Genomic DNA, 25,796 nt, shown 5'->3' on the forward strand with positions numbered 1-25,796 from the left:
CTGATCTGCCTGGCCCGCCGCCGCTGCGACGTCCTCTACGCGATGCTCCGCAACGGCACCCACTACCGCCACCCCGAACCAGCTCCCGTCCCAGCCGCGGCTTGACAACCACATAGGGACACCCCCCATCTCAGTTGCCCTCTTCGACTCGACGTTGGACGACGTACCGCAGGACATCCGCGTCCGACCGGTCGGCGAACTCGCCCGGCTGGCAGCCCGTGCCAACGCGGCTTCGGCAGACTCACGTTACGGCCTGGCCGGACACGCCCTCGGCGACCTTCTGACCGAACTGCACGTACACGCGGTCACCGGGGATACGGACACCCGCCGCGCGGCGCTGCGAGCGCTGACGGAAGCGTGCATCGTCGCCATCGGTGCGGCGCGCACGCTCGGCAACAACGACCTCGCTGCGACAGCCGCTCGCCGCGCTCAAGACGCTGCTGCCCGACTTGAAGACCCCGCGCTCGGCGGGTTCGCTGCCATGTCGGCCTCCGTGGTTCTCGGCCGCATGGGCGCCCGCTACCGGGCGCAGCGTGTCACTGGCGTAGCCCTGGAAGCGGTGAAGACCGCAGATCCCGGGGCTGAGGACAGCGCCCCGGCGGAAGCGGCCGGCATGCTGCACCTCGCGTCCGCGCAATTGGCGGCGAAGGATCAGGACGCTGACGCTGCACAGACCCACCTCGATGTTGCGACCGAACTGGCAGCGCGCACGGGTGAACGCAGCACCCTGCATTACGACTTCGGACCTGCGAACGTCCAAGCGTGGAGCTTGTCCCTGGCCGTGGAACTCGGCACCGGTCCAGAGCGCGCCGAGCAGATCACTCGTCGAGAGAACTACGACGCCGGACTCACCTCGGCTGAACGCAAGGCGGCGCTCCACTTCGACCTCGCACGGGCATACATGCAAGCCGAAGGCGCGCGCGACGGTGAAGCCATCCGACATCTCGACCTCGCCGATCGAGTGGCGCCACTACGCATACGCCATGACCCAATCGCGCGGGAAGTGGTCGCCGAACTGGACACACGCGCCCGGAGACGCGCATGGGAGCTGGACAGCCTGAAGGCACGTCTTCAAGTGGGTTAACAGGTTGTGAACGCCTGAGCCAAGATCACTCTTAGCGTCTCTGGTGTGACAGCGCGAGATGCCGGCGATTCGGCCGTGGGCAATGACCGGCCGACGTTCCGGTGTGGCGGCTCGCTGTTCAACACCGGCGGCCAGCGGCTGAACGAGATCGAACTCGACGCCACCCCGCACCTGTACCTGCGCTCGGAGATGGCCAACCCGCGGCTGTTCATGCTGTTGCCCTGGTGCCTGACGGGCGTCCGGTTCCCGCTGGAGCACGACCGGCCCAGCATCAGCCGCCGCCGGATCATCCCGAAGCCGGGCCGAGCGTGCCCGGTCTGCGCGGCCCAGAACGAGCGCCGGCGGATCGAGGCGCCGCATGCACGCTCGTGATCGCGAGTTGCTCGCCGCCCTCTCGAAGGTCAGCTCCAAGATCGGAAGCGTGACGGTCGAGCTGCTGACCCCGCACCACGCTGGCGCTACTCACGCTGGCCTGCACCGTGATCAACGTCCGCCGGCTCATAAAGATCGAGCTCTGCGACCAGGTCCAACGCATCCATTCACTCGTTTGGGATACATCGGTAGCTCTGTGTCGTTGGGTGGGGGTGACTGGTGAGCCGCGTTGCTGACGGCACCATCGACGGGGATGAACGAGCACTCTCGTCGGGAAGTGATCAGCCATCGGTGGGGCCGCCTCTTCAGAGGCGTTCGATGCGGTCCGCCTGCGGGCCCCGGTCGCTCTGACGCACCGCGTACCGGACCCGGTCACCCTTCTGCAGCGGCTCCGACCCCATGATCACGGACGCGTGGGCGAAGAGATCGTCGCCGCCTGCGTCCGGGGTGATGAAGCCGAAGCCGCGGTCGCCGTCGTAGCGCGCGACGACGCCCTCGCCGCCTCGTACGGGCACGTCCCGCGCCGCCGGCCCTGCGGCCGCGGCAGGTGCCGACCGCTGCGGCGCCGTCTGGGGCTCGGCGCCCCGGACCAGGTGCACGTCGCGGGCCTGCGGGCCCTTGTCTCCACTAGCCACCTCGTAGGCGACGCGGTCGCCCTCCGCGAGCCACGTCAGCCCCTCGGCCAGGGCCCGGGCGTGAACGAAGACGTCCCCGGCGCCGGAGTCGGGGTTGATGAAGCCGAAGCCCTTGTCCTCGTCGTACCAGGCCACCGTGCCGTCGGCACCGTCCGCGATACCAGCCGCAGCGGGTGAGCCGGCCCCTGCTCCCAGCGGGATCACGTGCCCGGCCTGCGGGCCGCGCTCGCCTTCGACGATCAGGAAGGCCACCCGCTGCCCCTCGGTGACCACGCCGCCGGTCACGATGGCGGAGCTGTGCACGAAGATGTCGGCGCCGCCGCCGTCCGGCGACGCGAAGCCGTACCCCTTGCCCGGCTCGTACCAGTTGATGGTGCCGAGCAGGCCCACGGCGCTGCCGGTGGCCGCATCGGCGGTGACGCGAACGCGCAGCGCCTGGGGCCCGCGGTCGTTCTCGCCGACCTCGAACACGACGGCCTGACCCTCGCGGAGCAGTTTCGCGCCGCCGTCCCCGACGATCTCGGAGGCGTGCACGAACACGTCCGGCGAGCCGTCCTCGGGCGCGAGGAAGCCGAAACCCCGTTCGGCGTCGAACCAACGGACGGTCCCTTGCGGCATCAAAGACTCCAGGTCGAGAGGGCGGGCAATGGCCCCCAGTCTCTCTGACAGACCTCCGGTCCGTCGGGCCGGGTCCCACAGGCGGGCGGTGCGGAGCCACGGGCGGGCCGTTGGTTCACCTAGCGACACGCCGAGTTTTGAGACCAGGTCTAAGCCCCCCGGTCGGCGCGTCCTGACCTCCCTCCAGGCGGACACAAGCCGTCTTCGAGTCACCGTGCGCCCTCGCCGGAGTTATTCGCGCTCGACCTTGCGCAGCCCGCCCCCGGGCGTCCACCACTCGACGACCAGCAGCGTCGCGGCCTCGTTCAGGTGGGTGTGCACGACCTCGGCGACGTCGGCCACGAACCGCTCGCCGTCCTCGGTGCGCACCCGTCCGGCGATCTTCGCCTCACCCGGCCACTGCGCTTCCGCGCCGTCCACCGGGTCGACCGTCGCGCTGTGCAGCGCGAACCGCGGATCCCGCCGCAGGTCCGCGCCCTTGCGCGCGTTCGGCATCGACCCGAAGACGAGCTCACCGTCCTCGAAGACCGTTTCGATCCCCGAGATCCGCGGCGAGCCGTCCGCCCGCAGGGTCGCGATCGTCTTGTGCTTGTGCGCGTCGAACAACGCCCGCACGCGCCGCGCGAACTCCGGTTCCGCCGCTTCGAACTCCCGCCACGCCGTCATGCGCCCATGGTGCCGCACCGCAGCCCCGCGAGGAGGATGCCGACCAGCCGGCGCGCGTCGTACCGCGGATCGGTGTCCGCGCCGACGCAGAGGTTGCCGACGCCGCGCATGAGCTCCAGCGGCCGCACCTCGGCCCGGATCTCGCCGGCCGCGGCGGCGGCGTCGAGCAGCTCGGCGCACACCGGCACCAGCCGGTCGATGAAGTAGGCGTGCAGCGACTCGAAGCCGGCGTTGTCGGACTGCAGCGCCCCGGCGAGCCCGTGCTTGGTCGCCAGGAAGTCCACGAACAGGTCGATCCACTGCGTCAGCGCGGCGTACGGCGACTCGTTCGAAGCCAGCAGCGCCGGCCCCGCCTCCGCGCAGGCGTCCACCTGGTGCCGGAAGACCGCGATGATCAGGTCCGCCCGGGTCGGGAAGTGCCGGTAGATGGTGCCCATCCCGACGCCGGCCTTCGCCGCGATGTCGCGCACCGGCGCGTCGACGCCGGAGGCGACGAAGACGGCGGCCGCCGCGTCCAGCAACGTCTTTTCGTTGCGCCGGGCATCCGCCCGCTTGGGCTTGCGTTCGCCCACCGATCCTCCCGGGGTTGCTAAGCGGAACCGTGTTCCGTATCGTTAGCGGAGCAACGTTCCGTTTGCTCATCCTGCCACGGAGGCACTCCCCATGCAGTACCGCACCTTGGGCCGCACCGGCGTCCAGGTCAGCACCCTCGCGCTCGGCGCGATGAACTTCGGCGCCATCGGGAACACCACCCAGGACGAGGCCACCGCCATCGTCGACGCCGCGCTCGAAGCGGGCATCAACCTGATCGACACCGCCGACATGTACGGGCAGGGCGAGTCGGAGGTGCTGGTCGGCACGGCGATCGCCGGCCGTCGCGACGACCTCGTGCTGGCCACGAAGGCGACCATGCCCATGGGCGAAGAGCGCAACCACCGCGGCAACTCGCGCCGCTGGCTGGTCACCGCGCTCGACGACAGCCTGCGCCGCCTCGGCGTCGATCACGTCGACCTCTACCAGATCCACCGCTGGGACCCCGCCACGAGCGACGAGGAAGCGCTTTCCGCACTGACCGACCTGCAGCGCGCGGGCAAGATCCGGTACTTCGGGTCCTCGACGTTCCCCGCGTACCGCATCGTGCAGGCGCAGTGGGCGGCCCGCGAACACCACCTGCGCCGGTACGTCACCGAGCAGCCCAGCTACTCGATCCTGCAGCGCGGCATCGAAGCCCACGTGCTGCCGGTGACCGAGGAGTACGGAATGGGCGTGCTGGCCTGGAGCCCGCTGGCTTCGGGCTGGCTGTCGGGCGCGGTCCGCGCGGGCCGGGAGATCACCACCAGCCGCGCGAAGGTCGTGCCGCAGCGCTTCGACCTCGACCTCCCCGCCAACCGGGCCCGCCTCGACGCCGTCGAGAAGCTGGCCAAGCTCGCCGAGCAGGCCGATCTTTCCCTGATTCAGCTCGCGCTCGGCTTCGTCACCGCGCACCCCGGGGTGACGAGCGCGCTCATCGGCCCGCGGACCCCGGACCACCTGCGCTCGCAGCTCGAAGCCGCCGATACCGTGCTGCCCGCCGACGTCCTCGACGAGATCGACACCATCGTCGCGCCCGGGACCGACCTGGCCCCGGACGAGAAGTTCGACACCCCGCCCGCACTGCTCGACCCGTCGCTGCGGCGGCGCCGATGAGGTTCGGCATCATGACCGCACCGATGCAGGTGGGGTACGACGAGATCCGGCGAGTCTGGCGGGAAGCCGATACCGTGCCGGAGATCGCGCACGCGTGGCTGTTCGACCACCTGATGCCGATCGCCGGCGACCCGGACGGCCCGATCTTCGAAGGCTGGACGCTGCTTTCGGCGCTGGCGGCCCGGACGTCCCGGCTGCGCATCGGCCTGCTGGTGACGAGCAACCGCTTCCGGCCACCGGCCATGCTGGCGAAGATCGCCACGACGGTCGACATCGTCTCGGGCGGACGGCTCGACTTCGGCATCGGCGCGGGCTCCCGCCCGAGCCACCCGCTGGCCCGGCGCGAGTACGACGCACACGGCCTGCCGTACCACGACCAGGCGGACGCGGTGGCGGCACTGGCCGAGGCGTGCACGGTGATCCGTCGCTTGTGGACAGCCGAGACCCCGTTCGACTTCACGGGTGCGCACGTCCGGCTGACCGGAGCGTTCGGAAATCCGCGGCCGGTACAGCGGCCACACCCCCCGATCATGATCGGCGGCCGGGCAAGCGCAACCCTGCGAGTGGTGGCCGAGCACGCAAACCTGTGGAACATCCCGGGCGGCGGCGACATCGAGGACCTGGCGGCCCGCAGCAGGCTGCTGGACAGGTACTGCACGGAGATCGGCCGCGACCCGGCGGAGATCACGCGGTCGATCTTCCTCCCGGCGGACTACGAACGGCCGGGGCTGACCCGGGGGAAGATCGCCGAGGCGGCGGACGCGGGATTCGGGCACATCGTGCTCGGCTTGCCGAACCCGTACCCCGAGGGAGTGGCGCACTGGGTGGCGGACGAGCTGATCCGCCGGTAGGCCTCCGGCCCCCGGTTTCCAGCGTACCGGCCGGCACCGACAGTTCCGGGCGGCCACTGCGCTCAGTCCGAGTTCGCCAGCTGAGCCAGCGCCAACCGCAGCACCCGCCGGGCTTCCGGTGCCACACCAGCCAGCTTCCGCTCCTCCACTTCCCGGATCGCGGCACGGACCGCCGCATGCCGACGGACTCCCTCCGGGGTCAGCCGGGCCACCCGCGCGCGGCGGTCGGCCGGGTCGGGCGCGCGGGCCACCAGGCCCTCCGCTTCGAGCGCGTCGAGGAGGGCGATCAACCGGGTCTTGTCGTAGCGGATCTGCTGGGCCAGCACCAGCTGGCTGGGCGCCGACCCCTGGGCCAGCGCCGACAGCACGACGTACTGCCACATCGAGAGGCCGTGCCGCTCCAGCACCGGCCGCTCGGCTTCGGCCAGGCTGCGGCCCGCTCCGGCGCAGAGGGCTCCGAGATCGTCGTCCTCGTTCACCGGCGGGATTTTACGCGTCGACAAACCGTACGCAGCTGCGTATCGTTTCGGCTATGACACCCACGACACCCGGACGCGCCGAAACCCGCACCATCTCCATCGCCACCCCGCCGGAGCGGGTCGTCGAATATCTGGCCGATCCTCACCATCTCCCCGAATGGGCGCCGGGCTTCGCCAGCGCCGTCGACCACGAGCACGACGACATCTGGCGCGTCCACACCGAAAGCGGCCCGCAGCGGGTCGCCGTGCGGGTCGCGGCCGAGCACGGTGTCGTCGACGTCGTCAGCGCCGACGCCCCGAACCTCGGCCTGTTCACCCGGGTGGTGCCGAACCTGACCGGCGCCGAGCTGATCTTCAGCCTGTTCTTCCCCGACGGCACCGACCCGGCGGCGGTCGACGCGCAGATGGTGGTCGTCGGGGAAGAACTGCGGGCTGTGCGCGATCGCGTCGAGTCCGGACGCTAGCCCGCCGCGCAGAGCACCCCGTTGAGGGTGAACGCCGTCGGCAGGATGTTCGGCCCGCTGTAGTCGGCGGTGAAGCCGACGTCCACGCTCGCCGCCGTCGGGGCCGACGACGAGACCGTCACCGTCTTCCCGTTCTGCGCCCAGGTGCCGTTCCAGCCGCCGGTGAGCCGCTGACGCGCGGTCGGCCAGTCGAACGTCAGCGTCCAGTTCCCCACCACTCCGGTGCCGGTGACGCGGATGCCGCCGACGAAGCCGCTCGCCCAGTCGGTGACGTCGGTCATCCGGACCGTGCAGCTGCTCGCCGCCGGTGCGCCGGTGGTGAGCGTCAGCGGCGGGGAAGCCGCGGACACGTTCCCGGCCGTGTCCCGCGCCAGCACGTTGACCGTGTACCGGCTGCCCGGCACGAGGTTCCCGACGTCGAGCGACGTGCCGGTGGTCTCGCCCCACTGTTCGCTCACCGTGCCCACCTGCCGGTGGACCTCGTACTTCGCGATCGGGTGGGCGCCCGGCGCGGCCGCGGGCCAGCTGATCGTCGCGGTCCGGTCGGTCGCGCTCCCAGCCGGCTGCCCGGGCGCCCCGGGTCCGGCGGACGCGGCGGCCGCGGGGTGCAGCACCACGGTGGTGAGCGAGTACGGCGGCAGCGTCTGGGACGTGCTCGTGCCGGTCGTGGCGCTCGAGATCGCGGTGGCACCGTTGGTGAAGGTGAACACCTGCGGCGCGCCCGCGGCCGGGGTGTAGCCCGCGTAGTCCAGGGTCACCGTCCTGGCCTGGTCCGGGTCCTTGTTGAGCAGCAGCACGGCGAGGTCGCCGTTCGGCCACCGGACGGCGTGCGCGCCGACGAGCGGGTCGTCCGCGCCGGCCCGCACGAACTGGTCGCCGGGCCGCGCGAAGGTGCTCAGCATCTTCAAGCCGTAGTAGGGCGCGAACGGGGTGTTGAGCGCGGGCTCGCAGCCGCCGTCCAGGCAGGTCGCGCTGGAGAGCAGGCCGTAGTCGCCGTAGTCGGGTTGACCGGCCACAGTGGACAGTTTGGTCGCCCCGTTGTGCACGTTCCACCAGTCGATGTTGAACACGCCGTTGGCCAGCAACGCGCTGTAGGCGTCGGCGGCGAACAACGCGCCGGGCTGGGTGTTCATGCCGACCGGCGTGTTCATCTCGGTCATCGCGATGCCGATCCGGCCGGAGTTCGCGCCCGCGTACCGCGTGATCTGGTCGCGCGCCAGGTAGATCATGTCCTCCACCTGCTCGGTCCGGCTGAGCGCTTCGGCGGCCGTCGAACCGCTGGGGTACCAGTGCAGGATGGCGAAGTCGATGTGCGGGCCGGCGATCGACAGCACGGTCTGGTTCCAGGTCGCCGTGTCACCGGCGCCGACGATGCCGTCCGGCCAGTTCGCGGGGGTCGTCAGCACGGCGCCGATCTTGATGCCCGGATCGACGGCCTTCATCGCGTCGGCGTAGGCGACGACGTTGCGGGCGTAGCCGGCCGGGCTCTTGTCTTCGTGGTTGTCGGCTTCCCAGTTCGCCCCGTAGTGGCCGTTGCCGTAGAGCTCGTTGCCGATCTCCCAGTACTTGACGCCGTAGCCCTTGGTGACGTTGGCGTACCGCACCCAGTCCGCGGCTTCCTCCGGCGTGCCGGTGCCGTAGTTGGCGATGATGACCGGCTGGGCCCCGGCTCGCCGGACCCCGCCCATGAAAGTGTCGAAATCGGTGTTGGGCGCCACGTACCCGCCCGGCGCGGTGTTGTCCTTCCAGTGGTAGATGTCACCGTAGGAACCGCCGGGGTACCGCATCGTGCGGACACCGGCTCCCCCGAGCAGATCGGCCACTTCGTCGGTCCCCAGCTGGCTGTCCCACACCGCGTGGTTGGCACCGATCCCGGTGTCCGGCACGGTCGCCAAGCCGGCACGGGCGTTGACGGTGACCGTCGCCGCGGACGTGGTCGCCGCCCCGGCGGTTCCGGCTGCCGGCACCGCCGCGGCGAGCACGGCGATCACCGGCCACGCCGCCCAGCGCAGACGTCTAACTGTCATGAAGGTCCATCCTCAGTCGTCGGGCACGAAGGATGGCTGAGAGCGCTCTCAGAGCAGAGAGAACCATTGCCCGGCCCGGAAGTCAACGAAAGTCGCGGGAGGGCCCGGTCCGCATCGGGAGTTCGAGGCGTTCGAGCCGGTCGGCGACGAGGGTGACGACTCCTTCGGCGGCTTGCACCCGGCCGCGGACGAGCAGCGCGGCGCTCGTGCGGGCGACGAGCCGCTGCCGGTGCCACAGGCCTTGGGAGACGACGACGTTGGCCATGCCGGTCTCGTCTTCGAGGTTGAGGAAGGTGATCCCGCCGGCGGTCGCCGGGCGCTGCCGGTGGGTGACCGCTCCCCCGGCCAGCACCCGCGTCCCGTCCTCGGTCCGCGCGAGCTCGGCGACGGTGATCGCCCCACGCGCGGTGAGCAGTTCGCGCAAGTACTCCACGGGGTGGCCGTCCGGGGAGACGCTCGTGGCCCACAGGTCCGCCGCCGTCACCTCCAGCCGCGTCATCCCGGGCAGCGCCGGCGCGTCGAGCCCCGGGGCGAGGCCGGGCAGGTGACCGGGCCGGGTCGCCGCGGCCGCGCCGGCGGCCCACAGGTCCTGGCGCCGGTCGCCGCCGAACCCGCCGAAGGCCCCGGCCGTGGCAAGTGCTTCGGCGGCGTTCTTCTTCAGCCGCACCCGGCGGGCCAGGTCGCCGATGCTCCGGTACGGGCCGTGGGCCTCGCGTTCGGCGACGATCGCCTCGGCGAGGTCTTCGCCGAGGTGGCGGACCGCGGCGAGGCCGAGCCGGAGCGCGACGCCGCCGGTGCTCCCGGCGTCCGGCTCGAGCGTGGCACCGGCCAGGCTGGCGTTGAGGTCCGGTTGGCGGATGTGCACGCCGTGGCGGCGGGCGTCGGCGACCAGGGACTGCGGGCTGTAGAAGCCCATCGGCTGGGCACGCAGCAGCCCGGCGCAGAACGCGGCCGGGTAGTAGCGCTTGAACCACGCGGACGCGTACACCAGCAGCGCGAAGGACATCGAATGCGCTTCGGGGAAGCCGTAACCGGAGAAGGCGTGGATCTGCTCGAAGATCCGGGTGGCGAGCTCGCGGTCGAGGCCGTTGGCTTCGCAGCCGGCGAAGAACCGCGCCATCAGGGCCTTCATCTTGGCGCTGGACCGCTTGGCGCCCATCGCGCGGCGCAGCTGGTCGGCCTCGGCCGGGGTGAAACCCGCGACGTCGACCGCCATCTGCATCACCTGCTCCTGGAACAGCGGCACCCCGAGCGTCCGGTCCAGACTGGACGCCAGCAGCGGGTGCGCGTGCTGCCATTCTTCGTCACCGCGGCGACGGCGGATGTAGGGGTGCACCGACCCGCCCTGGATCGGGCCGGGCCGGATCAGCGCGACTTCGACGACGAGGTCGTAGAACTCCCGGGGCCGCAGCCGCGGGAGCGTGGCCAGCTGGGCGCGGCTTTCCACCTGGAAGACCCCGACGGCGTCCGCTTCGCACAGCATGTCGTAGACCGCCGGGTCGGCGAGGTCGAGCCGCCCGAGGTCCACTGTGGATCCGTGGTGCTCGGCGACGAGGTCGATCATGTGGTGCAGCGCCGACAGCATGCCGAGCCCGAGCAGGTCGAACTTGACCAGCCCGACGGCGGCGCAGTCGTCCTTGTCCCACTGCAGGACGCTGCGATCGGCCATGGTGGCCCATTCGACCGGGACCACTTCGGACACCGGCTGCTTCGAGATCACCATGCCGCCGGAGTGGATGCCGAGGTGGCGCGGGAAGTCCTCGATCCGCGCCGCGAGGTCGAGCACGTCGTCCGGGATCGCCCCGGCCGCCTGCTGCCTGGTGGCGGCGACCCCGCCCCAGCGGTCGACGAGCTTGCCGTAGGCGTCCTGCTGCCCGGGGCTGTGGCCGAGCGCCTTCGCGGCGTCGCGGATCGCCGACGCGGCCCGGTAGGTGATGACGTTGGCGACCTGCGCGGCGTGGAACCGGCCGTGCTTTTCGTAGACGTACTGGATGGCTTCCTCGCGGCGGCCGGACTCGATGTCGACGTCGATGTCCGGCGGCCCGTCCCGCTCCGGCGCGAGGAACCGCTCGAACAGCAGGTTCCACTTCACCGGGTCGGCGTGGCAGATCTCGAGCGCGTAGCAGACGGCGGAGTTCGCGGCCGAACCCCGGCCCTGGCAGAGGATGTCCGCTTCCCGGCAGAACCGGACGATGTCCCAGACGACGAGGAAGTAGCCGGGGAAGCCGAGCTTTTCGATGACGGCGAGTTCGTGGTCGAGCTGGGCGTAGGCCTTCGGGTTCTCCTCCCGCGGCCCGTAGCGCTTCGCCGCGCCCCGCCGGGTCAGCTCGGTCAGGAAGGACATCTCGTCGTGCCCCGCCGGGACCGGGAACGGCGGCAGGTCCGGCGCGACGAGGTTGAGGTCGAACGCCACTTCGACGCCCAGGACGGCGGCCCGGCCGACGGCGCCGGGGTACCGGCGCTCGAAGCGGCGCCGCTGCTCCATCCCGGACCGCAGGAACGCCTGCCCCGACGGCGGCCGCCACCCGTCGAGGTCTCCGGCCGATCGCCGGGCCCGGACGGCGGCGACCAGGTCCGCCACGACGGCGTCTTCGGGGCGCGCGTAGTGCACGTTGCCGGACACGACCGTGGGCAGGCGGAGCTCCTCGGCCATCGCGGCGAGCAGGTCGTTGGCGGCGTCGTCCCGCGGCTGCCGGTGGTCGATCAGCTCGACGGCGACGTGCGACCGCCCGAACCGGTCCACCAGCCGCGCCAGCTCGGCGTGCGCGGCGGCCGGGCCCTTCTGCGCGAGCGCCTGGCGGACGGCACCCTTGCGGCACCCGGTGAGCACGACGACGTGCCCGGCCAGCTCGTCGGCCAGGTCGTCGACGTCGTAGACGGGCCGTCCCTTCTCCCCGCCGTCGAGCTGGGCCCGGGAAATGACGCGGCACAGCCGGTGGTAACCGGTCTGCTGCCGGGCGATCACGAGCAGGTGCGACCCGGCCGGATCCGGCGCACCGGCCTGCGGCGCGGGCAGCCCGAGCGAGAGTTCGGCCCCGAACCCGACCCGCACCCCGAGCTCCCGCGCGGCGTCGTTGAACCGCACGGCGCCGTACATGCCGTCGTGGTCGGTGAGGACGAGCGCGTCGAGCTCGAGCCGCGCGGCCTCCTCGACGAGCGTCTCGGGGTGGCTCGCGCCGTCGAGGAAGCTGAAGTTGGAGTGGACGTGCAGCTCGGCGTAGGGCGCCCGGATCCGGTCCCCGCCGTCGTCCCGGCCCCGCCGGTTCCGCAGGTCTTCGGGTGCCCCGGCATAGCCTTCGCGCCTGCGCGACCACGCCGGGGCGTCGTTGCCGTCGCCGGGGACGGGATCGCGTCCGGACGCGATCCGCTCCACTTCGGACCACGGCACGCTCGGGTTGTTGAACGCCAACGCCAGCTCCCACCGATTTCGCTGTGGGGAAGCCAGCGGCTACTGTTCGAACACACGGACGAATACTGCGGTCCGATCCTGCGGCGCGGGCACCGCCGGTGTCAACTGTGGACGGACCGGAGTCGGGTCGGTCACAGCGACGCGCTCGATCCCGAACGCCTGGGTCAGCCGCACCGGCTTCCGCCGCTGCCGGAGGTCCGCGCCGATCACCGCGATCGACGTCCACCTGGTGGTGGTGACGACCTCGCGCACGTCGGCCGGGGCCGCCGCCGCGGCGGGTGGCGCGGTCGTGACCACGACCACGGCGCTCGGCAGCAGCGCGGCGACGACCGCGGCCACGGCTCGGCGCAGGGGTTTCACCAGCAAGGCCGGCCGCGGCACGCGGATCCGGTCCGCCGGGTGCCCACGTCGGGGATCACGCCGGGCGGCTCGATGACCACGTGCCGGCTCCCGCCCCGGCACGGCGCACCTGCGTGCGATCTCCCATCGTGGCTCCCCCTCCCGCCGGCACGTGCCCGGCCGACGACGGCGAGCCTGGCAGCGTTCACTGCAGCCACGCTGCAGTCTTACGGAACGTGGCCGGTCGGAGGTACGCTCGCCGACGGGAGGGGGCGTTCGCATGCCTGGTGTTCGGTTCGGCGTGCTCGGGCCGGTCGCGGCCTGGCACGGCGCGGCTGAAGTCGAGGTGGGTTCCGGCAAGTGCCGGCGGGTGCTCGGGGTGCTGCTGCTGCACGCGAACCAGCAGGTGGACCGCGAACAGATCATCGAAGGCGCCTGGGGCGGGAAGCCGCCGAGGAGCGCGGTCAACCTCGTCCAGAAGTACGTCGGCGAGGTGCGCCGGTCGCTCGACCTCGACGACGGCTCGCTGCAGACCGTGGGGACCGGGTACCTGCTGCGGGTGGCCCCCGGCCAGCTCGACAGCGCGCAGTTCGCGTCCCGGCTCGCCCGGGCGCGGGAAACCCGCGGCGACGGCGACCTGACCGCCGCCCGGCAGCACCTCGCCGCGGCGATGACGCTGTGGCGGGGGCCCGCCTTCAGCGGCATCGACACCCCCGCGGCCGCCACCGAGCGCGCCCGGCTGGACGAGTACCGCCTCGGCGCGCTGGAGGACCTCGCCGAGCTCGATCTGCTGCGCGGGGAGCACGCGCTGGCCATCCCCGAGCTGTCCCGGCTCGCCGACGAGCACCCGTACCGCGAACGCGCGCGGGAGCTGCTGATGCTCGCGCTCTACCGCAGCGGCCGCCAAGGCGACGCGCTCGCCGTGTTCCACGGCATCCAGCGCCTGCTGGCCGAGGAGCTCGGCGCCAACCCCGGGCACGGCCTGCAGCGCGTGCACGCGCAGATCCTGCGCGCCGATCCCGCGCTCGACCTGGTCACCGCGACCGGGGAGCCACGGCCGATCGCCCAGCTGCCCGCGGACATCCCGGACTTCACCGGCCGGGCCGGGCCGCTGGGCGAGCTGCTGGACCTGCTGGCCGAGCGCCGGGTGGTGGTCGTCGCCGGCGCGCCCGGGACCGGGAAGTCGGCGCTCGCCGTGCGAGCACTCCACGACGCACGCGACTCCTTCCCCGACGGCCAGCTCTACCTCGACCTCGCCGGCACCTCCGACGTGCCCCGCGACCCGGCGATGATGCTGGCCGAACTGCTGCGCGCGCTCGGCGTCACGGACGCGGTCATGCCGCCCGGCCTGCACGAACGAGCCGCCCTGTACCGGTCGCGGCTGGCCGAGCGCCGCATGCTGGTGCTGCTCGACGACGCCGCCGGCGCCCAGCAGGTGCGGCCGCTGCTGCCGCCGTCCGGCGGCTGTGCGGTGGTGATCACGAGCAGGCACCGGCTGGCGGACCTGGCCGGTGCCGAGCACGTCGAACTGGACGTGCTGTCCGCGGAAGACGCGCGCAGCCTGCTGGCCCGCATCGCCGGGGCGGAGCGCGTCGAGCGGGAACCGGAGCCTGCCGACGCGATCGTCCGGCTGTGCGGACGGCTTCCGCTGGCCATCCGGATCACCGGGGCGAAGCTCGCCGGGCGGCGGGCGTGGACGCTGCAGGTGCTGCGCGACCGGCTGGAGGACGAGTCCCGGCGGCTGCGCGAGCTGCGGGTCGGCGACCTCGACGTGCGGGCCAACTTCGACCTGAGCCTGCGCCTGCTGCCCGAAGAAGCCGTCCGGGCGTTCCGGCTGCTGGGCCTGCTGGGCGCGGAAACGCTCCCCGCATGGGTGATCGGCCCGCTCCTCGGCCGCCCGGCCGGCGACGACGTGCTCGACGCACTGGTCGACGCCTACCTCGTGCGCCTGGTGACGACCGACCGGGCCGGCCAGCCGCGGTACCGGCTGCACGACCTGTTGCGTGCCTACGCATTGGAAGGCGCGCAGGAGTGCTACCCGGTCGAGGAGCGCCGGGCGGCGGTGGAGCGGGTCCTCGCCGCCTGGCTCGCCCTCGCCGAGCAAGCCCGTGACCTGTGCTACCCCAGCCTCTTCCGGCCGACGCCGGGCCACGCACCGCGCCGGGCCCCGGACTACCCGGTCGTCGACCCCATCACCTGGTTCGACGCCGAACGCGGGACGCTGCTGCGGGCGATCGGGCTCGCGGCCGAATGGGGCCTGGACGAACTGGCCTGGGAGCTGGCGGTCGCCGCGGTGCCGTACTACGACCACCGCAGCCTCTACCAGGACTGGAACCGCAGCCACCAGGTCGCGTGGGAAGCCGTCGTCGCGGCCGGCAACACCCACGGCGAAGCGGCGTTGCTGCAGGGACTCGGCCAGGTGCACATCTACCTCGACGAAATGACCGAAGCCCGGCAAGACCTGTACCGGTGCGCGAAGCTGTACCAGGCCATCGGCGACCGGCGCGGCGAAGGGCTCGCGCTGGCGAGCCTGGGCACGGTGCACCGCGTCCGCGGCGAACTCGACGCGGCGCTGACCGTCGACAAGGAGGCGCTGACCCACCTGGTGGCCGCCGGGCACCGGCACGCGGAAGCCCAGATCCGGGCGGCCATCGGCATCATCGGCTTCGAACAGGGCGCCGAGGACGCGGGCCGGTGGATCGAGGACGGCCTGCGGATCGCCCGGCACCTCGGCGACCGGCACCGGCAGGCGGTGATCCTCCGCACGCTCAGCCGGTACCACCTGGGCACCGGCGACACCCCGGCCGCGCTGCGCGACCTCACCGAAGCGCTGACGATCTTCAACGAAATCAGCGACGAGCGCTGCGGCGCCTACACCGACCAGCGCCTCGGCGCGATCTACGCGGAGCTCGGCGACCGGTCCCGCGCGGAGTCGGCCCTCCAGCGCGCGGCGCACGTGTTCGGCCTCAACGGCGACCGCAGCAACGAGGCGGCGTGCCGTCAGCAGCTGGGCGAGCTGGAGAGCGAACACGGCAGCCCGGCCGCGGCCCGGCACCACCTGAGCCTGGCGGTCGAGCTGTGGCGAGCCGTCGGTCTCCCCGACCGTGCCGAAGAGGTCCAGACCGCCCTCGAAGCAGCAGGCGGCTGACGGTCTCCTGGCGGCGGCTGGTCCGACGACATGAAAGAGCCGTCCACGTCTAGTCGTAGCAGCCCTCGACAGTCCACTGTGGATTATCACCGACGGTGGCGCTGAGCAGCAGTGCGATGTCGCCGTCCGCGGTGTCGCCTTCCAGGACCACCTGGACCCTGGCGAGGGGCCGCTCGCCGCGGCGGCCGGGCAGGGCCGGGTGCACCACCCACGGGCCTGCCGAGCCGATGACCCGGCGTGGCGGTCCCCCGTCGACGGCGACCGTCGACGGCGGGTAGCCGAGCTCGCCGCGCGCGGTGCAGCGGACGACGTCGCCGACCGCGTCGCGCACCTCGGCCGGCACCGGCCGGGGCGGCACGAGCGCCGGCGACGGCGCGGGCAGCCGTCCCGGCCACGGCCGGTCCGCGGCGAGCGGACGGCGCGGCTCGCCCCACGGGATGAGCCGGACGCGTTCGGCCGGGCCGCGGCCGCCGTCGAGCAGGGGGGTGACGACCGCGTCCGGGCCGAGCAGGCCCTGGATGCGGACCAGGGCGCGGCCGGCGCGTTCGGCGGCGTCGGCGTCCCGGCCCACCGAGCCGAGCTGCAGCTGCAGGGCCTGGCCGCCGACGACCTCTTCGGGGTCGAGGCGCAGCCGGACGATGCCGGCGGTGGGCCGGTCCCGCGTGGTGAGCCAGCCTTCGCACTGCCACCGCACGCGGTCGGCCGTCGAACGGGCGGTGAGGGGTTCGGCGCACCGCCAGACGCGCACGCGTTCTTCGCCGGCTTCGGTGACGGCGACGATGGCCAGGCGGGTGCAGGCAAGGCCGTGGTTCGCGAGCCCGGCGAAGAAGCGTTCGCCGAGGGTCTTCGCGACGAAGGCGGCTTCGTCGATTCTTTGCAGTGGTTCTTCGAAGGTTTCGGTGACCGCCAGGTCCGGCGGGAGGGCGCGGCGCAGCGGCGGGCGTTCGGAGTGGCCCCTGGCGAGCCGGTGGGCGGCGACGGCGGCTTTCGGGAAGCGGCCGGCGACGTCGCGTTCGGCCAGCGCGGCGAACGCGCCGAGGGTGCGCAGCCCGAGCCGGTGGAGCAGGTCGACGAGCTCCCCGCGGTCGTCCCCCGGCTGGTTCAGCTCGGCAATCGAGAGCGGCGCGAGGAACTCCCCGGTCCGGCCACGCGGGACGAGCGCGGCCCGCCGGGCGGCGAGGGTGGCGGCGAACAGCCCGTCGGCGACCCCGACCTGGCACTCGACCCCGGCCCGCGCGGCCACTTCGTCGATGAGCAGTTCGGCGAGGGCGGCCTCCCCGCCGAAGTACCCGGCGGCCCCGTCGACGGGCACGGCGACCAGCCCGGGCCGCACGACCTCAACCCCGACGGCCTGCCCTTCGACGGCGGCGGCCACGGGTTCGAACAGCCGGGCATCGCGATCGGGATCGTGCTGGTGCACAACGAGTCCCGGACACCGGGATTGGGCGTCCCGGCGCCGCATCCCCCGTCCGACGCCGTGGTGCCGCGCGGAAGCGGAGCAGGCCACCACCCGATTCCCGGAGAAAACGGCGGCGGGCGAGGTGGCCGGAGTACCGGCAGCCGCCCCGGCGGCGACGACCGGCCAGTCCGGACACCACAGCACGAGCAACCGTGGCGCATCGGTCATCCGGCAGCCTGCGCCTGCCGCCGGTGCGCACCCGGGAACCTCGCGGGAAAGTCCCGATCCGGGGTGCGCTCGAACCGGTTCGGCACCGCGCTCACCACGCGCCCCGACCCCGCCGGCCCGGCATCCAATGCCACGCCGAGCTCACCGGCCACCCCGACCGGTGCCCCGGCCAGCCACCCGCCGGGGCATACCCGGCCAACCGCCGACCGGCAACCCCGCACGACACCCCACCCGCCGCGGCTCACCCAGCCACCCCAGCCAACTGCCGCCCCGGCGCTCCACCGGCCGTCGTCGCCCCTTCTGGGCCCGGCAGCTGGAGTCCCACCGTCGATGGCCGTGCCGCTGCTCCGCGGCCCCGGCTCGTTGCCACCACGTCGCGGGCTCTCAAGTGGCCGTGGCCGTCCTGGGTGAGGCCGTGCCAGCGGCGGCCCGACACCGTCAGCTCCAGGTCCGCTCCCGGCCACGAGCCCGCCGTCAGCAGGACCGTTCCCCGGTTCCGGACCCGGCCCGCCAGCCGGCGGGCCGTCTGCGGCGGCACCGGTGCCGGGCCGAGGACCACCAGGTCGAACCCGTCGACCAGGGCCGACAGCACCGCCACCAGCTCCGCGCCCGGGTTCGGCACCAGCGCGAGGCGCTCCAGGTCGACGCCGAGTTCCGCCGCCGCGGCCAGGCCCAGCTCCGGCAGGCCCGTCACCGCCGCCCAGGAACCGTTGCGGGTCGCCGCCGCGAGGAGGGCCAGTACCAGCGAGGTCGCTCCGCGCACCGCGACCGTGCTGCCGCGCCGCAGCCCGCCGCCGGGGAGCAGGCCGGCCAGCTCCGGCAGCACCGCCAGCAGTTCCCCGTGGCCCGCGTCCGGCGCCGGTTCACGCAGCTGCGCGGCCGTGCGGACGCCCGGGATGGCCGTGAGCCCGGCCAGCGCCTCCGGCACCGCCACCGCCGCTCACCTCCAGCACCACGTACTCGTACCGGAGACACCCGCGCGGACCCGCGGGCGAACCCAGAACAATCATCGAACACTTGTTCGCATAGTGCGAGACGTGGCGGCCCGCTGTCAAGCCGGGAGCCACCGCCGGGGGAGGACGCCGTGAGGTACCGCACGTCGCCTGTGCGCAGGGTCGTCGCCCAGCGGCGCGAGGCCGTGGGCCGCGGGCCTCACCGTCGCCGGTGAGGCCCGCGCCGATCAGCCCGCGAACGGGCCGGCGTCGATGCCGCAGGTCTGGCCCGCGGCCGGGAAGGTCCCCGAAACGAGGTAGTCCCGCTTGACCTTTTCGGTGCACGTGCTCGCCACGTACATCGACGAGTGGCCGTAGCCCTCGGTCACGAACACGCGGGCCCGCGCCAGTTCCGCGGCGCCGTCGCGGGCGCCGTGCAGCGGGGTGGACGGGTCGTAGCGGTTGTTCAGCACGAGGATCTCCGCCGACGTCGGGCGGTTCCACGGGCCGGTGTAGCGGTCGGCGTCCTTCGCCTTCCAGAACGCGCAGCTCATCATGTCCAGCACCGCGATCCGGCCGAAGTACGGCACGCGCCGGTCCTCGGACTCGGCGTAGCGGCTGTAGATCGCCGGGTCGGTGGGCACGTCGCTGTCGGAGCACTGGATGGCGTTGAACGACTCGGTCCGGTTCGAGGTGTACTGCTCGCCGGCCACCGCGGTGGCGGTACGCAGGGGCGGGGTGGCCGGGGCGTCGTAGAGCCGCTGCAGCAGTGCGGCGATGTCCGCCCAGCCCCGCGGGTCGGACAGGTCGGCCGCCGTGTTGATGATGCCCGAGTAGGTCCACGTCTCGCCGTCGCTGACGATCGGGGCCTGCTTGGCGCGCGCCGCGAGGGCCGCCCACTTCGCTTTCGGGTCGCCCGAAGAGAACGCGCACTTCGGGCCCGCTTCGGTGCACAGCCGCAGGAACTGTTCGAAGGTCTGGGCGATGCCGGTCGCGACGTCCTGCCGGGTGTCCAGCGGCACGCTCTTGCCGTTGCCGTTCTGGCCGGTCGAGTTGCCGATGAAGTCCATGGTGCCGTCGAACACCATGGCCCGGATGCGGTTCGGGAACAGGTTCGCGTAGGTCGCTCCGAGCTGTGTCCCGTAGGAAATGCCGTGGTAGTTCAGCTTCGGGTCGCCGACGGCGCGGCGCAGCATTTCCAGGTCGCGGGCGGTGTTGGCGGTCGAGACGTGCTCGAGGATCGGGCCCGCCTTGGCCGAGCAGCGGTCGGCGAGTTCCTTCGACTTGGCGTAGAAGGCCGCGTTGCCGCTCGGGTCACCCGGCATTTCCGGGAACGACCCGAAGAAGGCCTGCTGTTCGGCCAGCGAGTCGAAGCAGCGGACCGCCGTGCTGTTGGCGATGCCGCGCGGGTCCCAGGAGACCAGGTCGAACCGTGCGCGCAGCTCGTCGGAGAACAACCAAGGCCACTTGCCGCGTTCCCGCAGCCGCTGCAGGCCGGATGCGCCCGGGCCGCCGAAGTTGACGAAGAGGGAGCCGATCCTGTGCTGGGGATCGGTGGCGGGCAGTTTGATGAGCGCGAGATCGATCTTCGCGCCGGACGGCCGGTCGTAGTCCAGCGGCACCGAGGCTTTGGCGCACTGGAACCCGTCGGCGCAGCCGGTCCAGCTCAGCTGCGGCGTCGGCACGCTGTCGATGGCGGCCGGTGCCGCGGATGCGACGGCCGGTGCCGCGGCAACGGCCATCGAGACACCGAGTGCGGCGACCACGCCGCGCACGATGCCTCCCCCAGAAAATCGACGCACGAAAAGTCCCTTCGGAGAGGAAACGATCACTTCGCCTCCACAGACGTCGCAGCCGTGGTCCGGTTGGCTCCGGCTGCCGGAAAAGATCACTGGCCGCACTGACGCTACTTAGCTATAGTGCTAGGTAACTAGATAAATGGAGTTGCCGATGATCGAGTTCCACCTGGACGCGAGGTCCGGCCTGTCGCCGTACCAGCAGCTGGTCCAGCAGGTGCGGCACGCGCTGCGCCTCGGCCTGCTGTCCGAGGGAGACCAGCTCCCGAAGGTCAAGGACGTGGTCGCGAGCCTCGCGATCAACCCGAACACCGTGCTGAAGGCCTACCGCGAACTGGAGCACGACGGCCTGGTCTCGGCCCGCCCCGGCGTCGGCACGTTCGTGACGGCGACCTTGAACGGCGGCGCCTCGTTCGCCGTGCTCGGGCCGCTGCGGCAGGACCTGCGCCGCTGGCTGGGCAAGGCCCGCAGGGCCGGTCTCGACGAAGAGAGCATCGAGGCCCTGCTGATGTCCACGTTTCGCGACTCCGCCAGAGAGGGAATAGCGTGACCGTCCTCCGCGCCCAGGGACTGGGCAAGAAGTACAAGCGCAAGCAGGCGCTTTCCGGCTGCACGCTGGAGATCGAGCCCGGCCACGTCACCGGGCTCGTCGGGCCCAACGGCGCGGGCAAGTCGACGCTGCTGAACATCGCGGCCGGCATGCTGGAGCCGACGACCGGCACGATCGAGGTGTGCGGCGGGGTGCCGGGCAGCGGCCCGGAGCAGCTGGCCAAGGTCGGGTACGTCGCACAGAACACGCCTGTCTACAGTGGACTGTCCATCGAGGAGCACCTGCGGCTCGGCGCCCACCTCAACCCGGGCTGGGACGCTTCGCTGGCCGAAAAGCGCATCGAACGGCTCGGGCTGGACCCGAAGCAGCACGCCGGCAAGCTGTCGGGCGGCCAGCGCGCCCAGCTGGCGCTCACGATCGGCATCGCCAAGCGTCCCGAACTGCTGCTGCTCGACGAGCCGGTCGCGGCGCTGGACCCGCTGGCCCGCCGGGAGTTCCTGCAGGACCTCATGGAGGCCGTCGCCGAGCACGGGCTGTCCGTGGTGATGTCCTCGCACCTGATCAACGACCTCGAGCGGGTCTGCGACCACCTCGTCGTGCTGGTGGACTCCCAGGTCCGGGTGATCGGCGAGGTGGAGACGCTGCTCGCGACGCACCACCGGCTCTCCGGCCCGCGCCGCGACCTCGACACGCTGCCGTCGGACCAGCACGTCGTCTCGGCGAAGCACACCGACCGCCAGACCACCGTCCTGATCCGCACCGAGGCACCGATCCTCGATCCCTCGTGGACGGTCGGGCAGCTCGGCCTGGAGGACCTCGTCCTCGAGTACATGAGCAACCCCACCGCCGCCCGCCCCGCCCTGGAGGTCCTCCGATGACCTGGCTGACCTGGCGCCAGTTCCGCATGCCCGCGCTGTCGGTGTTCGCCGCTCTGATCGCGCTCGCCGTCGTGCTCGCGATCACCGGGCCGGATCTGGTGGGCCGCACGAACTTCTCCGACCAGGACACCCTCTTCGGCGGGACCATCCTGGTGCTGTACCTGCTGCCCGCGGTGATCGGCGTGTTCTGGGGCGTCCCGATGGTCACGCGTGAACTGGAGAGCGGCACGCACAGCCTCGTGTGGAACCAGACCGTCACGCGCAAGCGGTGGCTCACGACCAAGCTCGGGTTCGGGATCCTCGCCGCAATGTTCGCCGCCGGGGTACTGAGCCTGGCGGTCAGCTGGTGGGCGAGCCCGATCGACGCGCTGGCCGCGCTGCAGACCGACCGCGGCATGCTGTCCCGCATGGCGCCGGTGGTGTTCGGTGCCCGCGGCCTCGTCCCGATCGGCTACGCGGCTTTCGCGCTCGTCCTCGGCGTCGCGGTGGGGATGCTGCTGCGGCGGACGGTGGCCGCGATGGCCGTCACGCTCGTCACGCTCGCCGCCGTGCTGCTGCTGGTCCCGGCCTTCGTGCGCCCGTACCTGCTCCCGCCGCAGACCGAGCTGGTCGCGATCACCGGGAAGAACATCACGAACATCACCGGCGACGACACCGGTGCCGTCCTGGAGATCGGGGTGCGGAACCCGGCCGGCGCCTGGGTGCTGACGAACGAAACCGTGGACCCGGCCGGGACGGTGATCTCCCCGTTGCCCGACTTCGTGCAGACCTGCGTTCCGCGACCGAACCGCGAGGCGGGCCCGCCGTCGCGCGGCAGCCTCGAAGTCTGCATGGCGCAGCTGGGCACCCACGGCTACCAGCAGCGGCTGACCTTCCAGCCGGGTTCCCGGTTCTGGCCGCTGCAGTGGCTCGAACTGGCGCTCTACCTCGCCATGACGACCTTGCTCACCTGGTTCTGCTTCCGCCGTCTCCGCCACCTGTCCTGACGATTCCGGCTGGGGGAATCATGCGCACTCTCGCGGTAGCCACCGCCTTGTCACTCACCCTGTCCGCGTCACCCGCCTCGGCGGCCACGACGCCCTACCTGCCCCGCCCGACCGGGCACCAGCCCGTCGGCGTCACCGCACTGTCCCTCAAGGACACTTCGCGGCCCGATCCGTGGGTGCCTTCGGTGCCCTACCGGGAGCTGATGGTCTCCGTCTTCTACCCGGCGGCCTCGGCGAACGGGCCGCAGAAGCAGTACATGACCCCGCTCGAATCGAGGCTCAACCTCGAGCGGCAGAACATCCCCGGCCTGCCGCTGGAGGTCTTCAGCACGGTACGGACGAACGCCGTCGTCGACGCGAAGCCGGCCGGGCGGTGGCACGGCCTGCCGCTGGTCGTGCTGTCCCCGGGCTGGACCCAGCCCCGGGCGACGCTCACCGCACTGGCCGAGGACCTCGCCAGCCGCGGGTACGCCGTCGCGGCGATCGACCACACCTACGAAAACCGCGCCACCACCTTCCCCGACGGCCACGTCACCGGCTGCGCCGCCTGCGAGGTCGACGACCTGCCCGGGTTCTGGGAGAAGTTCGCGCAGGTCCGGTCGAAGGACACGTCGTTCGTGCTCGACGAGCTGCTGCGCTCGAACTGGGGTGCGCTGATCGACCCGCAGCGGATCGGCATGACCGGCCACTCCGCGGGCGGCGCGGTCACCACCCAGGCGATGCTGGCCGACCCGCGCATCCGCGCCGGGGCCGACATCGACGGGAGCGTCCACGTCCCGATCCCGGCTTCGGGGCTCTCGCGGCCCTTCCTGTTCCTGGGCAGCATGGACTACTACACGCCGGGCGCGCCGGGCCCGTACGACGACTGGGAAACCGACTGGACGCACCTCACCGGCTGGAAGCGCTGGCTGATGGTGTCCGGCACCGTGCACCAGTCGTTCACCGACCTCGGCGTGCTCGCCACCCAGCTGGGGGTGGACCTCGGCGATGCGATCGACCCGTACCGCGCGCTGGCCGTCACACGGAACTACGTAAGCGCTTTCTTCGACCTGCACCTGCGCTGCCGCCCGCAGCCGCTGATGGCCGCGCCCTCGCCCGCCTACCCGGAAGTGACCTTCATCGGATGAGCATCAAGAGCCTCGTGGTCGTCACCGCGCTCACCCTCGGGTTGACCGCGCCGTCCGCTTCGGCGGACCCGGCCCTCGCGCTGGCCGAACCGACCGGCGACCGGCCGGTCGGCACGACCGCCCTGCACCTCAAGGACACCTCGCGGCCCGATCCGTGGGTGCCGTCGGTGCCCTACCGCGAACTGATGGTTTCCCTCTTCTACCCGGCGAGTTCCGCCACCGGGCCGAAGAAGCAGTTCATGTCCGAAGCCGAAGCGAAGGCCGTCTTCGACGAGGCCGGCATCGAGGGCATCCCGCCTTCGGTGCTGACGACGGTCCGCACCGACGCCGTCGTCGACGCGCGGCCGGCCGGGCGTGGCCTGCCCGCCGTCGTCCTGTCCCCCGGCTTCAAGCGGCCGCGCGCCGAGCTGACCTCGCTGTCCGAAGACCTGGCGAGCCACGGCTACCTGGTCGTCCTGGTCGACCACACCTACGAGAACGTGGCCACCACCTTCCCCGACGGCCGGGTCACCGGCTGCGCGGCCTGCGGCAGCTACACCGTCGAGTTCTGGCAGAAACTGCAGCGCGGCCGGGCGAAGGACGTGTCGTTCGTGCTGGACTCGCTGACGCAGTCGAAGAAGTGGGGGCCGCTGATCGACAGTGCCCGGATCGGCATGGCCGGGCACTCCGTCGGCGGCACGAGCACGGTGAACACGATGGTGACCGATCCCCGGATCAAGGCCGGGATCGACGTGGACGGCACGCAGAGCGATCCCCTGCTCGCCCCCGGCCTCGACCGGCCGTTCCTCTTCCTCGGCCGCCAGAGCCTGTACGCCCCCGGCACCGGCGACGAGTCCGCCACCTGGGACGCCGACTGGAAACAGCTGACGGGCTGGAAGCGCTGGCTCACCGTGGCCGGCGTGGTGCACCCGTCGTTCACCGACATCGGCCTGGTGGGTGAGCAGCTCGGCCTCGACTTCGGCGCGACCACCCCGGCCGTGCGCGGCCAGGCGATCACCGCGGCGTACGTCCGGGTGTTCTTCGACCAGCACCTGCGCGGCAAGCCGCAGCCGCTGCTGGATCAGCCGTCCCCGCGGTACCCGGAGGTCGCCTTCGCCCGGACGTCGACGCCGTACCTGCCCGCCCCGACCGGCGATCGGCCGGTGGGCAGCACATCGGTGCACCTCAAGGACACTTCGCGCCCGGACCCGTGGGTGCCGTCGGTGCCCTACCGCGAGCTGATGGTTTCCCTCTTCTACCCGGCCGCTTCGGCGAGCGGGCCGAAGACGCGGTACCTGACGCCGGCGGAGTCGGCGGCGCTGCTCGACGGCAGCGGCCTGCCGTCCGGCACGCTCGCCGGGATGGTGACCAACTCGGTCGCCGACGCGCGGCCGGCGGGCCGCGGCCTGCCGCTGGTCGTGCTGTCCCCCGGCTACACCAAACCCCGCGCCACGCTCTCCGCGCTGGCCGAGGACCTGGCGAGCCACGGGTACGCCGTCGCGGTGGTCGGCCACACCTACGAGAACGCCGGGCAGAGCTTCCCGGACGGGCACTTCGCCGGATGCGCGTCCTGCGAAGTCCCGCACCAGAGCGCGTTCTGGCAGAAGCTGGAGCTGGGCCGGGCGAAGGACGTTTCGTTCGTCCTGGACTCGCTGACGCGGTCGAAGAAGTGGGGCCCGCTGATCGACGGTTCCCGGATCGGCATGGCCGGGCACTCCATGGGTGGCGCGAGCACCATCCCCGCCATGGTCGCCGACCACCGGATCAAAGCCGGGATCGACATCGACGGGAAGACCGAGCTCCCGCTCACCGCACCGGGGCTGTCGCGGCCGTTCATGTTCGTCAACCACGAACAGGTGCCGAAGTGCGCGCCGGGGAACGTGGAGTGGGAGCGGGACTACGCGCAGATGACCGGGTGGAAGCGCTGGGTCGAGGTGGCGGGCACGCAGCACGCGTCGTTCACCGACGTCGGGCTGGTCGGGGACGAATTCGGCGTCGACTTCGGCGCGAAGGGCACGGCCGTGCGGGCCCAGGAGATCACGCGGACGTACGTGAACGCGTTCTTCGACCAGCACCTGCGGGGTGAGCCGCGGCCGGTGCTCGACCAGCCGGGCTACCCGGAAGTTTCCTTCTGCCGGTGAAC

21 protein-coding genes and 1 pseudogene are annotated in these 25,796 nt (G+C 72.2%); 11 read left to right on the forward strand and 11 right to left on the reverse strand.

Features of this window, described 5'->3' with window-relative positions; translation table 11 throughout:
- Positions 1-154: 154 nt before the first annotated feature.
- A complete protein-coding gene (locus tag ACLJQE_RS17640; RefSeq protein WP_410640332.1) occupies positions 155-1,084 on the forward strand; it encodes a hypothetical protein in 930 nt (309 codons plus the stop codon).
- Between the two features lie 45 nt (positions 1,085-1,129).
- A complete protein-coding gene (locus tag ACLJQE_RS17645; protein WP_410640333.1) occupies positions 1,130-1,456 on the forward strand; it encodes a hypothetical protein in 327 nt (108 codons plus the stop codon).
- A gap of 305 nt (positions 1,457-1,761) precedes the next feature.
- Here ACLJQE_RS17645 and ACLJQE_RS17650 read toward each other — a convergent pair whose 3' ends face one another.
- The 4 genes and pseudogenes from ACLJQE_RS17650 to ACLJQE_RS17665 all read right to left on the reverse strand — a co-directional run bounded on the left by ACLJQE_RS17650 (position 1,762) and on the right by ACLJQE_RS17665 (position 3,947).
- Positions 1,762-2,481, reverse strand: a complete 720-nt coding sequence (locus tag ACLJQE_RS17650; protein ID WP_364015863.1) for a cold-shock protein — start codon at positions 2,479-2,481, stop codon at positions 1,762-1,764.
- A 30-nt stretch (positions 2,482-2,511) separates the two neighbouring features.
- A pseudogene (locus ACLJQE_RS17655) lies at positions 2,512-2,709 on the reverse strand (cold-shock protein); the annotation flags it as partial.
- 231 nt (positions 2,710-2,940) lie between these two features.
- Positions 2,941-3,375: a pyridoxamine 5'-phosphate oxidase family protein gene (locus ACLJQE_RS17660; protein WP_410640334.1), complete on the reverse strand. Its 435-nt coding sequence runs from the start codon at positions 3,373-3,375 to the stop codon at positions 2,941-2,943.
- Positions 3,372-3,947 carry a TetR/AcrR family transcriptional regulator gene (locus ACLJQE_RS17665; protein ID WP_410640335.1) on the reverse strand — a complete coding sequence of 192 codons (576 nt, stop codon included), beginning with the start codon at positions 3,945-3,947 and terminating at the stop codon, positions 3,372-3,374. The genes ACLJQE_RS17660 and ACLJQE_RS17665 overlap by 4 nt, the downstream gene beginning before the upstream one ends.
- A gap of 91 nt (positions 3,948-4,038) precedes the next feature.
- On the opposite strand from ACLJQE_RS17665, the gene ACLJQE_RS17670 reads away from it, so the two are divergent.
- Complete coding sequence (locus ACLJQE_RS17670; RefSeq protein ID WP_410640336.1) at positions 4,039-5,061, forward strand: aldo/keto reductase; 1,023 nt, start codon at positions 4,039-4,041, stop codon at positions 5,059-5,061.
- The gene (locus ACLJQE_RS17675; RefSeq protein ID WP_410640337.1) at positions 5,058-5,912 is read left to right on the forward strand and encodes an LLM class flavin-dependent oxidoreductase; all 855 of its coding nucleotides are present in this window, start codon (positions 5,058-5,060) and stop codon (positions 5,910-5,912) included. Before ACLJQE_RS17670 ends, ACLJQE_RS17675 begins: the two co-directional genes overlap by 4 nt.
- Positions 5,913-5,974: 62 nt before the next feature.
- Here ACLJQE_RS17675 and ACLJQE_RS17680 read toward each other — a convergent pair whose 3' ends face one another.
- On the reverse strand, positions 5,975-6,391 hold the full coding sequence (locus ACLJQE_RS17680; protein ID WP_410640339.1) for a MarR family winged helix-turn-helix transcriptional regulator: 417 nt from the start codon (positions 6,389-6,391) through the stop codon (positions 5,975-5,977).
- 53 nt (positions 6,392-6,444) lie between these two features.
- Here ACLJQE_RS17680 and ACLJQE_RS17685 point away from each other — a divergent pair, with 53 nt between their 5' ends.
- The gene (locus ACLJQE_RS17685) at positions 6,445-6,855 is read left to right on the forward strand and encodes an SRPBCC family protein (RefSeq protein ID WP_410640340.1); all 411 of its coding nucleotides are present in this window, start codon (positions 6,445-6,447) and stop codon (positions 6,853-6,855) included.
- On the opposite strand, the gene ACLJQE_RS17690 is transcribed toward ACLJQE_RS17685, so the two are convergent.
- The 3 genes from ACLJQE_RS17690 to ACLJQE_RS17700 all read right to left on the reverse strand — a co-directional run bounded on the left by ACLJQE_RS17690 (position 6,852) and on the right by ACLJQE_RS17700 (position 12,672).
- The gene (locus tag ACLJQE_RS17690) at positions 6,852-8,882 is read right to left on the reverse strand and encodes a cellulose binding domain-containing protein (protein ID WP_410640341.1); all 2,031 of its coding nucleotides are present in this window, start codon (positions 8,880-8,882) and stop codon (positions 6,852-6,854) included. The genes ACLJQE_RS17685 and ACLJQE_RS17690 overlap by 4 nt on opposite strands.
- A gap of 82 nt (positions 8,883-8,964) precedes the next feature.
- Positions 8,965-12,291: an error-prone DNA polymerase gene (locus ACLJQE_RS17695; protein WP_410640342.1), complete on the reverse strand. Its 3,327-nt coding sequence runs from the start codon at positions 12,289-12,291 to the stop codon at positions 8,965-8,967.
- A gap of 39 nt (positions 12,292-12,330) precedes the next feature.
- The gene (locus ACLJQE_RS17700) at positions 12,331-12,672 is read right to left on the reverse strand and encodes a hypothetical protein (protein WP_410640343.1); all 342 of its coding nucleotides are present in this window, start codon (positions 12,670-12,672) and stop codon (positions 12,331-12,333) included.
- A 238-nt stretch (positions 12,673-12,910) separates the two neighbouring features.
- Here ACLJQE_RS17700 and ACLJQE_RS17705 point away from each other — a divergent pair, with 238 nt between their 5' ends.
- The gene (locus tag ACLJQE_RS17705) at positions 12,911-15,778 is read left to right on the forward strand and encodes a BTAD domain-containing putative transcriptional regulator (protein WP_410640344.1); all 2,868 of its coding nucleotides are present in this window, start codon (positions 12,911-12,913) and stop codon (positions 15,776-15,778) included.
- Between the two features lie 49 nt (positions 15,779-15,827).
- Here ACLJQE_RS17705 and ACLJQE_RS17710 read toward each other — a convergent pair whose 3' ends face one another.
- From ACLJQE_RS17710 to ACLJQE_RS17720, 3 genes are all read right to left on the reverse strand, one after another.
- On the reverse strand, positions 15,828-17,405 hold the full coding sequence (locus ACLJQE_RS17710; RefSeq protein ID WP_410640345.1) for a DNA polymerase Y family protein: 1,578 nt from the start codon (positions 17,403-17,405) through the stop codon (positions 15,828-15,830).
- 241 nt (positions 17,406-17,646) lie between these two features.
- A complete protein-coding gene (locus tag ACLJQE_RS17715) occupies positions 17,647-18,339 on the reverse strand; it encodes a hypothetical protein (protein WP_410640346.1) in 693 nt (230 codons plus the stop codon).
- Between the two features lie 246 nt (positions 18,340-18,585).
- Positions 18,586-20,112 (reverse strand): alpha/beta hydrolase, encoded by a 1,527-nt coding sequence (locus tag ACLJQE_RS17720; protein ID WP_410640347.1) that lies wholly within the window; start codon positions 20,110-20,112, stop codon positions 18,586-18,588.
- A gap of 175 nt (positions 20,113-20,287) precedes the next feature.
- On the opposite strand from ACLJQE_RS17720, the gene ACLJQE_RS17725 reads away from it, so the two are divergent.
- The 5 genes from ACLJQE_RS17725 to ACLJQE_RS17745 are packed head-to-tail and all read left to right on the forward strand — an operon-like array spanning position 20,288 to position 25,794.
- Positions 20,288-20,683 (forward strand): GntR family transcriptional regulator, encoded by a 396-nt coding sequence (locus ACLJQE_RS17725; RefSeq protein ID WP_410640348.1) that lies wholly within the window; start codon positions 20,288-20,290, stop codon positions 20,681-20,683.
- Positions 20,680-21,561: an ABC transporter ATP-binding protein gene (locus tag ACLJQE_RS17730; RefSeq protein WP_410640349.1), complete on the forward strand. Its 882-nt coding sequence runs from the start codon at positions 20,680-20,682 to the stop codon at positions 21,559-21,561. The genes ACLJQE_RS17725 and ACLJQE_RS17730 overlap by 4 nt, the downstream gene beginning before the upstream one ends.
- A complete protein-coding gene (locus ACLJQE_RS17735; RefSeq protein ID WP_410640350.1) occupies positions 21,558-22,547 on the forward strand; it encodes a transporter in 990 nt (329 codons plus the stop codon). The genes ACLJQE_RS17730 and ACLJQE_RS17735 overlap by 4 nt, the downstream gene beginning before the upstream one ends.
- A gap of 20 nt (positions 22,548-22,567) precedes the next feature.
- Entirely contained in the window at positions 22,568-23,674 is a 1,107-nt protein-coding gene (locus ACLJQE_RS17740; protein WP_410640351.1) for an alpha/beta hydrolase family protein, read from the forward strand.
- Positions 23,671-25,794: an alpha/beta hydrolase family protein gene (locus ACLJQE_RS17745; RefSeq protein WP_410640352.1), complete on the forward strand. Its 2,124-nt coding sequence runs from the start codon at positions 23,671-23,673 to the stop codon at positions 25,792-25,794. Before ACLJQE_RS17740 ends, ACLJQE_RS17745 begins: the two co-directional genes overlap by 4 nt.
- Positions 25,795-25,796 lie beyond the last annotated feature (2 nt).

The sequence above is a fragment of the Amycolatopsis sp. lyj-346 genome (assembly GCF_046548975.1).
Taxonomy (GTDB): Bacteria; Actinomycetota; Actinomycetes; order Mycobacteriales; family Pseudonocardiaceae; genus Amycolatopsis.